Here is a 13,490-nt window from a genome sequence, read left to right as displayed (position 1 = left end):
AAAACCTTATTTAATTTACGATATAAATAAAAAACCTCAGCCGATTATGAACTGAGGTTTTGTATTACCAAACTTTCATCATTGCCTATTTTATATTAAAGCTAGCCGTGTTTCATTTAATCACGCTTAACATCGTCGTATTCACTGCCCATAATGCCATCGCTAAAGACTTCAGAGAATTCGCGCTCGCTGTTTTCATCGATATGACCATCGAATACGTCTTTTGCACCCGCATCAGGGTCGTTATAAATTGCCAAATCCATCTTGCCTTCTGACTTTGCTACGATAGCGGTTACAGCGGCATCGCCACTGACGTTGACGGCGGTACGCAACATATCAAGGATACGGTCAACCCCTAAGATAAGACCAATCCCTTCGATTGGTAAACCCACTTGCGCAAATACCATCGAGAGCATGATGAGACCAACACCAGGAACGCCCGCCGTACCAACAGAGGCAAGCACCGACATTAAAATAACGGTCAGATATTCGGTGATGCCCAAATCAATACCATAGATATTGGCAATAAAAATGGTCGCCGTCCCTTGCATGATTGCCGTACCATCCATATTGATGGTAGCACCAAATGGCACGGTAAACGAGGCGACAGAGTTGTTGACGCCCATACGTTTGGTAACGGTACGCAAGGTAATTGGAATCGTCGCGTTTGAGCTTGAGGTACTAAACGCAAAAATCTGTACTTCGCGCATTTTTGTTAAAAAGGTTCTAACTGATAAGCCTGAAGCCAGCTTCAGGACAATCATCATGGTCACAAAGAAATGGAAGGCAAGCGAGCCAACCAATACCGCGACGTAACCAAGCAGCGACCAAATAAGGTCTAAGCCAAGCTCAGACATGGCTTTTGCTAACAGCGCAAAAACACCATAAGGAGCAAGGTTCATAATGATGGTCACCATCTTTAAGATGACTTCATTAATAAGCTCCAAGCTTTGCACCAAGCCTTTAGCAGGCTTGCCAACCATCAAGATACTGATACCGATTAGGATAGCAAAGAAAATAATCGATAGCATATCGCCATTCGCCATCGCGCTGATAGGGTTGGATGGGATAATATTGGAGAACACATCAAGCAATGGCGGTGCGGATTGCGCTTCAAACGCCGCATCCGTTTTGATATCCATGCCTTTACCGATACCAAAGAGTACGCCAAGTCCGATGGCAGTTGCAATCGCTAGCGCCGTTGTCATCATATAGATGAAAAAGGTTTTGGTGCCAATACGACCAAGCAAGCGGATGTCACCGATGCCACAAACCCCGCAAATAAGCGAGATTAGTACCAAGGGCACAACCAGCATTTTTAGCGAGTTAACAAATAACTTGCCGATAATGGCAAAAAACCCATTGGTGATATAGGTATTAACAAAGCTACCTTCGGCATTTAATCCTGAATAGTTTATAAATAAACCCAGTATGATACCCAGCACCATGGCAACAATGATTTTGCCAGTCAGCCCCATATTTTTCCACATAACTACTGTCCTTGGTTGCCGTAATGCACAGCAATAAACACGATATATCAGGCCATATAAGCGGCAAAATCGTGTCTATTACTGTGTTTATTACGTCTATAAGTGTGTTATCTGTCATTTAAGTCAGATTTTGGAGACAATATAAAAGAATTGTTGGGGATACTGCAAGAAATTTTTATGACTTTAATAACGTGACATTGTCGCCTTGCTGTGGTCAGGATTTATTTAGCGGCAAAAATTTTTAGATTAAATTGAATAACATAAGGGTTTTTGGCGTAGATTTGGGTGTAATAGCCATGGTGCAGTCAAAAAAAACGAGACTATCCATGTTGGATAATCTCGCTTAAGTTGAAAAACAAGTTTTAGAAAAGTGCTGGTTTTTAGCTATTTAGACCTTATCGTTTTCGTCACGACGTAAGCCATCTTGCCATTTGTTATCTGCGTTAGACGATTTGTCTAAGCGGTCTGTTTTTGCTTGCAAGCTTTCTGAATTCTCAAGGCCATTTGAGCTGTCTAAGCTATCTACATTATCAGCATGAGTATCAGCCGCTTGATTCAAACGGTGATTATGACCCATGCGCTCGCTTAAGTGCGTTTCTGCATCACGGTGACGCGGGTCGAGTGCTTGTGCTTCAGGGTTTGACGCTGCAAAATCGGTTTGTGCCTGAACTTCTTTTATAGTGTCTTGCTCACTGACCATTTTGACATCACCATCGCTTTCATAACCATGGTCAGGGTTGGCATCACCGGTTGCTTCTTGTTTATTATCCGCTGCAGGCTCAAGGTTATCAGTCATTGGCTCAGCTGTTTGCGCAGTATTCTCAGTCGCGATGCCGTTTCTTATTTGGGCATCGTTTTTCAATTGCGCATAATCCGTTAGCTTATAAACTGCATTCTCTAAACTGTGCGGATTGGTGCGTTCTTGCGCTTTAGATAAATGCTTATCGAACACATCGGTCAATAATGAATCATAGCGGATGGCGTTATATTGAATAAGGACTTCAGCCTCTTCTTCGGTAATATCGCCGTTTTGGCTGGCATATACCACATGATCTTCAAAGGTAAGACCTTCAAAGTTGTCTTTATGCTCCGCCTTTTTAAATTTCTGCCATAAAGGCTCAACGTCAAGCAGCGTTTGATAAGCATGTTCCATGCGTCCGGTGACATCATCAGGCTCAGTATTGTAATACACCATGGTTTTAAGATAATCACGGAATGGATTGGCTTCAAAATCATCCATAAAGGTATCGCCCAATTGGCGTTTTAGCTCATCGCTGACCGGCGCAAAGATACGCCCACTTGGGAAAGTGACAAAGCTGACTAAGCTTGCCGCCATACGATTTGGGAAGTTGGCAAATAAAGCCAAGAACGCTTCTTGAATGGTATAAAGGCTGTTTTTTAGGGCCACTTCTGCATGTAAACGTTCGGCTTTAGATTTAGAGCCATATTCATAAAATTGTAAAATCGCTGTACAGATGAATAGATGCGAATGGATATCGGCTAAGCGCCCAGAGAGCATCTCTTTACGTTTTAAATCGCCGGCTAATAAGCCTAAAGACATATCGGCGGTTAGGGCAAAGCCTGCGCTTAAACGGTTGATGTCTTTATAATAAGGACGGGTAAAGCTATCGGCAAAGCTTGGCGCATGATTGCTGCCACCGACATAGCCTGCGACAAAGGCTTTGGCACCGCGATTAAAGGTATAGCCTAAATGTTTAAAGAATAAATTATCAAACTGCTTGAGCGCACCTTCTTTATCATCACTTTGCAATAATTGCAGCTCATCAAATAGATAAGGATGACAACGCATTGCCCCTTGACCAAAAATCATCAATGAGCGTGTTAAGATATTCGCCCCTTCAACGGTGATAGAGACGGGAATGGCTTGATAAGGAATCGCTAAAAAGTTACGCGGTCCCATCTGTACGGCGCGACCGCCGACCACGTCCATGCCATCATTGACCACCATACGCATGGTTTCGGTGGCATAGTATTTTGCCATTGCCGTCATCACCGATGGCGTACCACCTTGGTTCAAGCCACAGGTGACTAGATGACGAAATGCTTCGAGCATATAAGTGTTACTGGCCATGCGACTGGTGGCATCTTGCACGCCTTCAAATTTACCAACGGAGATTTTAAATTGCTCACGTACTTTCGCAAATGCGCCAACGGTCAAATAGGTGACTTCACTGGCAGAGGTCGATAGCGCTGGCAAGGAGATACCGCGTCCAACGCCCAAGCATTCCATCAGCATACGCCAACCGCGACCGGCATTTTCAACGCCCCCGATAATATAATCTAGCGGGATAAAGACGTCTTTACCATCGACTGTACCATTCATAAATGGTGAGCCGATTGGGTTATGACGTGGGCCGGTAACAACCCCTTCATGGCTAGCAGGAACGAGCGCACAGGTAATGCCGTAATCGGTCTTTTCAGGGTCGCCAAGTAAACCTTCTGGGTCATGCATCTTAAAGGCCAAACCAACGACGGTCGCAATAGGCGCTAGAGTAATCCAGCGCTTAGAGAAGTTCATACGCAGGCCGAGCACTTGCTCGCCTTCATGCATGCCATAGCAAACCACACCCGTATCAGGAATCGCGCCTGCATCGGAGCCCGCTTCAGGACCCGTCAAACCAAAGCAAGGAACTTCTTCACCTTTAGCAAGACCGGGTAGCCAGCGTTGTTTTTGTTCATCGGTACCGTAATGCATCAGCAGCTCACCGGGGCCGAGCGAGTTCGGCACCATGCAAGTAACGGCAGCGGTCGGTGAGCGCGAAGCGATTTTACTCATCACCCGACTTTGAGCATACGAGCTAAATTCTAATCCGCCATACTCTTTCGGAATAATTAAACCCAAAAAGCCATTGGCTTTAATAAAGCGCCACGCCTCTGGTGACAGCTCTTTATCTTCATGATGGATTTGCCATTCATCAAGCATGGCACACAGCACTTCTACTTCATTATCAATAAAGCTTTGCTCTTCTTCTGATAATTCAGGATAGGGATACTTGGCAAAGGTGTCCCAATCTGGAGCGCCCATAAACAGCTCTTTTTCCCACCAGCTGGTACCGGCATCGAGGGCTTCACGTTCGGTATCGCTCATGCTTGGCATCGCACCGCCCAAGGCTTTATAAACAGGTTTGGTAATCAATGATTGGCGCAGCGGGGCGATTAGCAATACCAAGCATAGTAGCGCTAGCGGTATGCCTAAGATGAGCGACCATGGACTGATAAAGGCGGTGACAAGGACGGTCACTAGGGCGACGATACTACCAGTGACACGAGATAAAGATAATAAAAAGATGGCCAAGACCATGGCTAACTGAATGATTACTGCCAAAATAAATAAGCCGATGGCCATGACTGTCTCCTTTATAACGCTGAATACACAAGCGTAAAATTTAAATGAATAAAAACTGATGGAATAATTCTAATTGTTATTTTATTTTTCCATCAGATTTTTTATGCGATAAGTTAATGTATATGACAAAATAAATGCCTGTTTTTACTTCTTTTCTAGCAGTTTTTAAAATTAATAAGGATAGAGCTACTATTAAATAAATCTCTCAATAGTAGGCTTACCGATAACTGTCATAGCAAAAATAAAGTTAACTACCAATATGAAACAGTTGTTTATAACTATCAAGAGCCAAAATGCTACGCTGTGTCGATAATATGTATCAAGCTTTGTTTATATAACCAGCTGTTATCGATCTTTAACCAAAAGGGGGCAAGCAGCTCTCAGCATAAGATAAGGTATCATTGCGTCCGACAATGATATGGTCAACCAATGACAAATCTATTAAGTCACAAGCCTTTTTTAGCTCGTAGGTTAATAAGTTGTCGGCCGTTGAAGGGGTCGCATCGGTATGCGGGTGATTATGAGCGACGATAAGCTGACTGGCAGCGTGGCTTAACGCATGACGCAAAACGTGTTTGATGCAGACGGAGCAAGAAGAGATACCGCCGGTAAACAGTATCTCAAAATTGATTAGGTTTAACGCATTATCCAGACATAGTACGGCAAAGACTTCACGATGCTCACCGCGCAGCTGGGTGCTGATATAGTCTTTGACCATTTGCGAGCGCCCAAGGGCGTGACCTGTCTTAAGCTGACTGTCTAAATAGCGCGTGCCCATCTCAAGCGATGCCAGTATCTGGGCGTATTTTGCAGGACCAATACCGTGACAAGCAAGTACCGTCTCTTGCGGCGCGGCTAACAGCTCAGCTAAGCTACCAAACTGGTCTATTAAATGGCGGGCAAGCTCAATGGCCGATTGCGACTGGGTGCCTGTGCGCAAAAATATCGCTAATATCTCAGCATCAGATAAATGAGCGGCGCCAAATTTCAGCAGCTTTTCACGCGGTCTATCATCTTCATGCCAGTCTTTAATTGCCATTGTCACTCCTTGAGAATGGGGATAAGTGTCAGATAACTGAGATAAATCTACAAAACTTCCCCTAACTTATCGCATAATTGTTACTATAAGCGCAATTTTTATCTTTCATTTTTTTATTGATGCCATGCTTATGTCAAATATTGTGCTTGCTATCACCGGCGGTATCGCCGCTTATAAATCTGCTATGTTTGCCCGTCTACTTATCAAGGCGGGCTTTGATGTGCGCGTCATTATGACCACAGGCGCACAAGCGTTTATCACGCCTCTTACCTTACAGGCTTTGACGGGCAATGAGGTACATATCTCATTACTTGATGAGCAAGCAGAAGCGGGGATGGGTCATATCGAGCTTGCTAAATGGGCCGATTTAATTATCATTGCACCTGCCTCAGCCAATACTTTGGCACGGCTTGCGATGGGTATGGCAGATGATTTATTGACCACTGTCTGCCTTGCAACGACAGCGCCGGTCATTATTGCGCCAGCGATGAACCAGCAAATGTGGGCGCATCCAGCAGTGAATCTGAATGTGCAAACCCTGCGCGATATGAATTATCAAATTATCCAACCAGCCAGCGGCGAGCAGGCATGCGGTGATGTCGGAGCAGGGCGCTTGCCTGAGCCTGAAGAGTTATTAGCCGAAGTGCTACTGTTTAATGCCATGCAAACCACGCCGCAGTTATTGGCAGGTAAACGCGTGGTGATTACTGCAGGTCCGACGGTAGAAGCCATCGATCCGGTGCGCTACTTATCCAATCATTCTTCAGGGAAAATGGGCTTTGCCTTAGCCCGTGCTTGTGTGGCCGCTGGTGCAGAGGTTATTTTGATTGCTGGTGGCAAAGTTGCGCTGCCAACACCGCTCAATGTCACGCGCATTGATGTCCTGTCAGCTAAAGATATGCTTGTAGCAGCGCAGCAATGTGTCGATGGTACGCATATTGCGCTACAGTATCTGCCTGAAGAAGATCATGACCATTCTCACGATCATTCTCATGAACACAGCCACGACCATGCTCATCAGCATGGCGATTGTGATTGCGGTGAAGCGCATCAACATGGACATGCTGAGATTATTACCGATGACAGCATAAAAGTTGCTGATATCTTTATTGCTACCGCCGCAGTTGCTGATTATCGTACTGAAGAAGCGGCACCGCAAAAAATCAAAAAAACGCAAGATGCCATGACGCTAAGCTTGGTTAAAAACCCTGATATCCTAGCGACGATTTCGCTTGCCCATCCTGAGCTGTTTGTCGTTGGTTTTGCAGCAGAAACACAAGATGTTGAGCACTATGCTCGTGGCAAGCTAGTATCTAAAGATTTAGATTTAATCGCTTGTAATGACGTCTCACGTGCAGATATTGGTTTTGCCAGTGATGATAATGCCATGCAAGTGTTTTTCTCAGAGCGTTATGAGCACGATAGCGTAGTACTTGAGAAAGCGAGCAAAGAGGAGATAGCCAAGCAGTTGGTTACTATTATTGGCGAAACAATTTGGCAACGTCATCAATCATAACCAATCATAAGAAACCGCCTCGTTATGCTGTTTCTACTGTCGTCGATATCTGTCGTCAATATCGCTATTAGGTCGTAAGTTTCTATGACGAATATGATGGATAACGATAGCACCCAGACGTTACTACTGATAGCAATCTTTGCGCTGGCATCATTGCTGCATGGTATTAGCGGACTGGGTGTGACGTTAGTAACCACCACCGCGCTTGCCAGTATCTATCCGTTGCCCCATGCTATCGTTCTAGTGATTTTCCCCTCATTATTACTTAATGCCATGACTTGGCTAGCGGGTGGCGGACGCACGATTTGGCAAAATTTCATCTATTACGGCAGACGCTATTGGTTGTTGGCACTCACCAGCCTGCTCGGTAGTATGCTTGGTGCAAAATTGTTGCTGTGGGTCGATAGCGCTTATATCTTATTGGTATTGGCAGCGGTTATTGGCTTTTATGTCGTCAGTAGCTTGCTCGGTAAGCAAATTCGTCTGCCCAATACCAAGCCTGTGCTGATTATCGTTGGTCTGAGTGCAGGCATTATTGGCGGTGCGACCAATGCCATGTCGACCATATTAATGATGTATTTACTGTCCGCAAGTGACGATAAGCATACCATCGCTAAAGTCGGCAATATGTGTTATTTTTTGGGTAAAATTGCCCAAATTATTGTCTTGCGTGAGCCTATCATGGCGCTCAGTCACGGTGAGTGGCAGCTGATTACGCTGCTTAGTGTTCTATCTATCGCCGCGCTGTTAGTTGGTATTCGCTTACGCCGCTACTTGCCACAAGCACGCTTTCGTCAGCTTATTTTACTGATTCTCATCGTGCTAGGTATTCGCGTGGGTTGGCAGGGGATAACGGCGTTGCTATAAACTTAGCGATTGAATAAATTTACCGATTAAACAAATTTAACAGTATGGTGGCAACGATACTGATGATAATCATGGTGACGACTGGAAAATATATTCTGGTATTGCCTGAAGTGTGTTTGATATCGCCTGGCATATTGCCTATCCATGAAAACGCATTTGGAAACAGCAGCCAAATAACGCCGATAATAACCAGAAAAATGCCTATACCTATCAATATTTTTGCCATCTAGACTCTCGCTAATTTTCTTACGTTATTTTGTCGCGCCTTTTTCTCAGTTGCACATTACTCAATCAGTTCAGCAAAAAACAGCTGTTGTGCCAAACGAAATGTATTGCAGTGCGCTTCGACCACATCTTCGATATCTTCTGAATAGCCGCCGCCCATGACGATAGCCACGGGAATATTGGCCGCTTTAGCTTGTTGTAGGACAAACTCATCACGCGCCTTACAACCTTCTATCGTCAGACTAAGTTTGCCTAATTTATCGGTTGCTAATACATCGACTGCAGATTGGTAAAAGATCATATCCGGCGCAAATTCATTGATTAAGCGCGGCAGCGTATCCTCTAATATCTGTAAGTATTCTGCATCACCCGTATCATTATCCAGCTCAATATCTAAGTCTGATACTTGTTTACGAAACGGGTAGTTTTTCGCGCCATGCATGCTAAAGACAAAAACGCGCGGCTCATCCGCCATGATACTGGCATTGCCGTTACCTTGATGAACGTCCAAATCAACTATTAAAATTCGTTGCGCCTGTCCACGATTTAATAATAAATTGCTGGCGATACACACATCATTAAAAACACAAAATCCCTCACCATGATTGGCAAAGGCATGATGGGTGCCACCAGCGACATTCATCGCCACGCCATATTGCTGGGCGAATAACGCACATTCATAAGTGGCATGGGCAATATAACGCCCGCGCTCTACCAATTCTGGCGTCATCTCAAAACCAATGGCGCGCGCTTCTTTACGTGGTAAGGTTTGGGTTTTAAGCTGCTGCCAATAGTCCGCTGTATGGGTGGTTAAAATCTCATCTTCTGTCAGACGTTTCGGAGCAAAAAAATTCTCATTATTGATAGTTCCTTCAGCCAATAAGCGCTCAGGAATCATGGTGTATTTTTGCATGGGAAAGCGGTGTTTTTCGGGTACGGAATAATGAAAAATGTCAGAGTAAGCAATTTTTAGCATAATATTAAATGGTTTCTATTTGAGAGAGTTTTTTAAGACTAAAGGGTTTTCATGGCTTTGAAAGTCAGATTTTGAAAATAGGCTTTTGAGAATAAGATACTAATGAGAAGTTATAAAAGCACAGATATCCAGTTTGATTACTGAACAAATTGCGTGGGTAAAAAAAAAGTTCGCGCATCCTCTTGTTGATGTAGTGTCATCAGTAAGTCTTGCAATTCTGTAGCAGGATTTTGATTGTTGACCAAGTCACTAAATATCTCGTAAGTAACCGTGGTCATTGCGATGACGCTTTGTAGTAAATGCTCAATGGTTTTTTCATCCATGCCGACCGCTTCGATATCGATGGCATTTTTGTAGCGTATCTCGCCATCATTGATATCCATCTCAAGATTGCCAATCAGCATGTCGTAATTGATCTGGGTAATCAGTAACATGGCGGCGCTTTGATGGCTTTCGGGTATCAAAAACGGCAAAATACCGTAGACTGCCAGTAAGTTGCTTTTTTCTTGCACACGAAAAAGATAGCCGCAATCGAGCTTTTTATTACGCATCCTCAAAGACAAATGGTGTGATTGCTGGCTGTCAATATTTTTATTGCCACTCGTTCTAGGTCGATAATGGTTATAGTGCCATTGTTGCTCGTCAAAATACTGCTTAAGATAATTGACAATCGGGGTGTCATCATCACTATTTTGCTTTGTCATACCTTCGATATCATTATCAAAATAAGCGTCAGTATCAGTATCAGTGCTGCTATCTAACCTACTATCAATGTTGCTACTAAGGCTGTTATAAATGACGTCATCGGAACGGTCATCAAAGCTGTGGTTTATGTTGTGATTTGAATTACGGTTTAAGTCAGGGTTAGAGCCGCTGACATCCGTATTATCATTGTCATTATGATCACTGTCATTATTGTTACTGTCTTTAGGACGAGTTTGAATACTATCTTTCTCATTTTTTGAAGGATGAGAGTTATTATTATCCTGTTCTGTTATGTCTAAATCTGAACCCAAATCTAATTCTAAGTCTTTAGCTGCCTTGATATCATCAATGACAGCCTGCACAGCCGATATGTTAAGCAGCTGTTTAATTCTTTGCCATAAGCTGAGTTTAGGAGATTGGCTCATAGGATAGTAGGCTAACTAATAAAAGGTGAAATTTAAAAACTAAATCATAAACCGTACGCTACAACAGCAGATTAATCGCTGCCAAATACCAATCCTGCTTTGATACTAGGCTGGGCGTAAAACGCCTGCAACATATCTGTTATATGCGCCGTAACCCATGAGCTTTCAAGGGCGTCAGTGACGACAGGTAGCAGGGCAGCACTCAATTGCGTTATTGCCTGCTCATCGATATGTAGGCTTGCCGCGATATTGGCCATGCTATCGGCTTGATGGTTGGTATACCAAGTATCGACGCCCGCTGCCACAAGGCTGTGTAAATAAGGGGATAGGCGCAAACGGTTATAGCTTTGTTGGATGCTGTTTTCAATATGTTCAATACTGCTATCGTTAGGCTCATCACGTAAATAAGTTTGGATTTCGCTAATCGGCTTCTCTTTGATACGCCCCCAACCCGCCACCAATAAACGCGCAACCTCTTCATTGGATAAATGCGCTTGGGCATTGGCTTCTGCTTTATGCGCTAAATCTTTAATATTGCGATGCAGGTACGTCTGCAATTTTTCATCAAGATTGCGATTGGTTGCTTTTTCAAACGAGCTGCGTCCAAACTTCATCAGTTTACCGGCAGCACCGGCTTTATCTAGCGTGGATTCCATAAAATCATTGATAGCGTGATACAGCGTTTGCGTTAATAAGTCTGCAAAGGTTTCATTACCGACCAGTGTATGCACCAAGATATTACGCTGCTCTTCATGACTACCGACGTAGCTGGCTAGAATCTCAACTTGCGTGTCATCGACCAATTCTGATAAAGGCACATTATCATTAACGGGATGATAAATAATAGTATGCAAAATATCACGAATATCGCGACGTACCACCTCGCTGAGCGGCTGTTTAAGAAGCCAGTCATTAATAAGATGCTGCAAATCATCGCTACTGATATATTTACTCAGTGGCTGCTCGCCAAACCACTGCCAAGCTTGCATCGATAGCGGCTGCGCTTGCGAGTGCAGCCATTGCTGCATAAAGGCAACTTGCGCCTCGATTAAGCTGTCTAGGGTTAGCATCGGCGTGTCTGATTTTTGCGCTGGGTTTTGAATATCTTTTGAAGTCTGCATAGGTTTTGAGGTCATAGTAATCGACAATTTGTTATACTGTGTGGTTGTGGTAAGCATAAAGTATTATGCCATGAACCTCATCTGTGTTTGTGATGAATATTGCCTGCTGCTTAATAAATAATGAGAGGTTTGGATGACGGCTCTGAATACAGCCTTACTTGTGCTTGATGAGCTGACGGTTCAGCGCGGTGAAACTCCTTTATGTGAAGGGGTGACGCTCAATCTGGCTGCCGGTAGCATCTGTCACTTGGTTGGTGCTAATGGTACGGGTAAAACGACGCTACTGATGCAATTAGCTGGATTATTGCCAGTGCTAAGCGGTGAGGTTGTTTATCAAGGAGCAGTAAGCTTACCTGTGCAGCCTTTATATGTATCGCATCAATTGGGTATTCATCCAAACCTGACCGTCGCCCAAAATCTTACCTTTTTGCTCAATTTATATGGCATTAGCCCAAGTACGGCTGATATTGATGACGCCCTTACGTGGGTAGGATTACAAGGCTTTGAGACCATCAGCTCAAGCCATTTATCTGCGGGGCAGACGCGGCGCATTACCCTTGCACGCTTGTATTTATTAACGCCTGACGTCACCCCTTTATGGTTGCTTGATGAGCCCTTTACCGCGCTTGATGTCGATATGGTGGCGCGCATGGAAGACAGATTGCGCGAGTTTGCTACGGCTGGCGGTGCGATATTAATGACCAGTCATCAGGCCGTCGGCGTTGCCAATCAAGTGCTCGATTTGTCCGATTATATGGTGTAAATGCTATCAATATAACTGCCATAAGCATCAATCTAACTGCAACAAGCGTCAATATAAGTGCGACAAGCATTAGTGGAAGAGCGAATAAATGATAGACACAGACAGTGCAGTAAAAACCGTGAATACAAGCTCGGATGCTAATACTTCGAATGCTAGTGCAGCTGCTGCGCGCGCTATCAGTTTTATGCAGCTTTGGCGGCGCGAATGGCAGGTCAAGCAGCAAGGGGCAGTACAGTGGTTATATCCTCTGGTATTGTTTTTAGTGATTATCACCTTATTTCCGCTCGCGGTTGGTAGCGAGCCTGCTTTATTACAACGCCTTGGGGTGTCGGCAGTTTGGATTGCAGCTCTATTGTCATTGGTAATGGGCGTTGATGGTTTATTTAAGCCTGCCCTTGATAATGGTACGCTGGCACAATTGGTCGTCGCTAAAGCCTCGCTGCCGTTATGGGTGCTGATTCGTTTGGTTATCCATTGGGTTTTTAGTAGTGGTATTGTGGCGGCATTAAGTTTGCTTGCCGTGCCATTATTTCAGCTGAGCTGGTTTGAGGCGTGGATATTGATGGCGTCTATTATTACTGGCAGTCCGATGCTGCTTATGTTGTCAGCGGTCGCCAGTAGTCTGACACTATCATTGAAGAATGGCGCGGTGCTGGTGCCTTTGATTGCCTTACCGATGCAATTACCGGTATTGATTTTTGCGACGGGTGCGGTTGATTTATTTGCCACAGGTCTCAATGGCTTGCCGATTTTGGCCTTATTATTGGCAGGTAGTATTATTTCGGTACTGGTGATGCCATGGGTGATTGCAATGACGTTAAAAATGGCATGGCTTAATTAAAAACCCATGCTGGTATGTCATTCTTTTTCTCATTAAAACCCTTTATATTAACAGCATGGTGAAAACTGGCAACTTTGCTATAATAGTCTATTAAACAAACAGTCACGTGTAGATTCTATCCAGCGTTCAACGCCAGCAAGTTAGCGGGTAGTCGT

11 protein-coding genes are annotated in these 13,490 nt (G+C 44.2%); 4 read left to right on the top strand and 7 right to left on the bottom strand.

Annotated elements, in window-relative coordinates; all coding sequences use genetic code 11:
* Positions 1-116: 116 nt before the first annotated feature.
* The 3 genes from JMX50_RS02535 to radC all read right to left on the bottom strand — a co-directional run bounded on the left by JMX50_RS02535 (position 117) and on the right by radC (position 5,896).
* The gene (locus tag JMX50_RS02535; protein ID WP_201628284.1) at positions 117-1,490 is read right to left on the bottom strand and encodes a dicarboxylate/amino acid:cation symporter; all 1,374 of its coding nucleotides are present in this window, start codon (positions 1,488-1,490) and stop codon (positions 117-119) included.
* Between the two features lie 388 nt (positions 1,491-1,878).
* Positions 1,879-4,857, bottom strand: a complete 2,979-nt coding sequence (locus tag JMX50_RS02530; protein WP_201628283.1) for an acyl-CoA dehydrogenase — start codon at positions 4,855-4,857, stop codon at positions 1,879-1,881.
* A gap of 355 nt (positions 4,858-5,212) precedes the next feature.
* The gene (gene radC, locus JMX50_RS02525) at positions 5,213-5,896 is read right to left on the bottom strand and encodes a RadC family protein (RefSeq protein ID WP_201628282.1); all 684 of its coding nucleotides are present in this window, start codon (positions 5,894-5,896) and stop codon (positions 5,213-5,215) included.
* Between the two features lie 130 nt (positions 5,897-6,026).
* Between radC and coaBC the strand changes: the two genes are divergently transcribed.
* Both coaBC and JMX50_RS02515 read left to right on the top strand, forming a co-directional pair.
* On the top strand, positions 6,027-7,412 hold the full coding sequence (coaBC, locus tag JMX50_RS02520) for a bifunctional phosphopantothenoylcysteine decarboxylase/phosphopantothenate--cysteine ligase CoaBC (RefSeq protein WP_201628281.1): 1,386 nt from the start codon (positions 6,027-6,029) through the stop codon (positions 7,410-7,412).
* A gap of 84 nt (positions 7,413-7,496) precedes the next feature.
* Positions 7,497-8,279, top strand: coding sequence for a sulfite exporter TauE/SafE family protein (locus JMX50_RS02515; RefSeq protein ID WP_201619219.1), 783 nt, complete (start codon positions 7,497-7,499; stop codon positions 8,277-8,279).
* 19 nt (positions 8,280-8,298) lie between these two features.
* On the opposite strand, the gene JMX50_RS02510 is transcribed toward JMX50_RS02515, so the two are convergent.
* The 4 genes from JMX50_RS02510 to JMX50_RS02495 form a co-directional block, all read right to left on the bottom strand.
* Positions 8,299-8,505, bottom strand: coding sequence for a DUF2905 domain-containing protein (locus JMX50_RS02510; RefSeq protein ID WP_201624653.1), 207 nt, complete (start codon positions 8,503-8,505; stop codon positions 8,299-8,301).
* A gap of 57 nt (positions 8,506-8,562) precedes the next feature.
* On the bottom strand, positions 8,563-9,480 hold the full coding sequence (locus tag JMX50_RS02505; protein WP_201628280.1) for a histone deacetylase: 918 nt from the start codon (positions 9,478-9,480) through the stop codon (positions 8,563-8,565).
* 137 nt (positions 9,481-9,617) lie between these two features.
* On the bottom strand, positions 9,618-10,610 hold the full coding sequence (locus JMX50_RS02500; protein ID WP_201628279.1) for a YbjN domain-containing protein: 993 nt from the start codon (positions 10,608-10,610) through the stop codon (positions 9,618-9,620).
* A gap of 71 nt (positions 10,611-10,681) precedes the next feature.
* A complete protein-coding gene (locus JMX50_RS02495) occupies positions 10,682-11,731 on the bottom strand; it encodes a hypothetical protein (protein ID WP_227670867.1) in 1,050 nt (349 codons plus the stop codon).
* A gap of 133 nt (positions 11,732-11,864) precedes the next feature.
* On the opposite strand from JMX50_RS02495, the gene ccmA reads away from it, so the two are divergent.
* A complete protein-coding gene (ccmA, locus tag JMX50_RS02490) occupies positions 11,865-12,494 on the top strand; it encodes a heme ABC exporter ATP-binding protein CcmA (protein WP_201628278.1) in 630 nt (209 codons plus the stop codon).
* 184 nt (positions 12,495-12,678) lie between these two features.
* Positions 12,679-13,335: a heme exporter protein CcmB gene (locus JMX50_RS02485; RefSeq protein ID WP_201619297.1), complete on the top strand. Its 657-nt coding sequence runs from the start codon at positions 12,679-12,681 to the stop codon at positions 13,333-13,335.
* Positions 13,336-13,490 lie beyond the last annotated feature (155 nt).

This window comes from Psychrobacter maritimus (assembly GCF_904846345.1).
GTDB lineage: Bacteria > Pseudomonadota > Gammaproteobacteria > Pseudomonadales > Moraxellaceae > Psychrobacter > Psychrobacter maritimus.
The sequence above is the reverse complement of the archived record's forward strand: the minus strand, read 5'-3'. Positions and strand labels throughout refer to the sequence as shown.

Bases quoted from the DNA above. Each gene is read 5' to 3' on its own strand.
- coaBC (WP_201628281.1), top strand. From the start codon at position 6,027: ATGTCAAATATTGTGCTTGCTATCACCGGCGGTATCGCCGCTTATAAA.
- JMX50_RS02535 (WP_201628284.1), bottom strand. From the start codon at position 1,490: ATGTGGAAAAATATGGGGCTGACTGGCAAAATCATTGTTGCCATGGTG.
- JMX50_RS02500 (WP_201628279.1), bottom strand. From the start codon at position 10,610: ATGAGCCAATCTCCTAAACTCAGCTTATGGCAAAGAATTAAACAGCTG.
- ccmA (WP_201628278.1), top strand. From the start codon at position 11,865: ATGACGGCTCTGAATACAGCCTTACTTGTGCTTGATGAGCTGACGGTT.
- JMX50_RS02495 (WP_227670867.1), bottom strand. From the start codon at position 11,731: ATGCAGACTTCAAAAGATATTCAAAACCCAGCGCAAAAATCAGACACG.
- radC (WP_201628282.1), bottom strand. From the start codon at position 5,896: ATGGCAATTAAAGACTGGCATGAAGATGATAGACCGCGTGAAAAGCTG.
- JMX50_RS02515 (WP_201619219.1), top strand. From the start codon at position 7,497: ATGACGAATATGATGGATAACGATAGCACCCAGACGTTACTACTGATA.
- JMX50_RS02485 (WP_201619297.1), top strand. From the start codon at position 12,679: ATGCAGCTTTGGCGGCGCGAATGGCAGGTCAAGCAGCAAGGGGCAGTA.
- JMX50_RS02505 (WP_201628280.1), bottom strand. From the start codon at position 9,480: ATGCTAAAAATTGCTTACTCTGACATTTTTCATTATTCCGTACCCGAA.
- JMX50_RS02530 (WP_201628283.1), bottom strand. From the start codon at position 4,857: ATGGCCATCGGCTTATTTATTTTGGCAGTAATCATTCAGTTAGCCATG.
- JMX50_RS02510 (WP_201624653.1), bottom strand. From the start codon at position 8,505: ATGGCAAAAATATTGATAGGTATAGGCATTTTTCTGGTTATTATCGGC.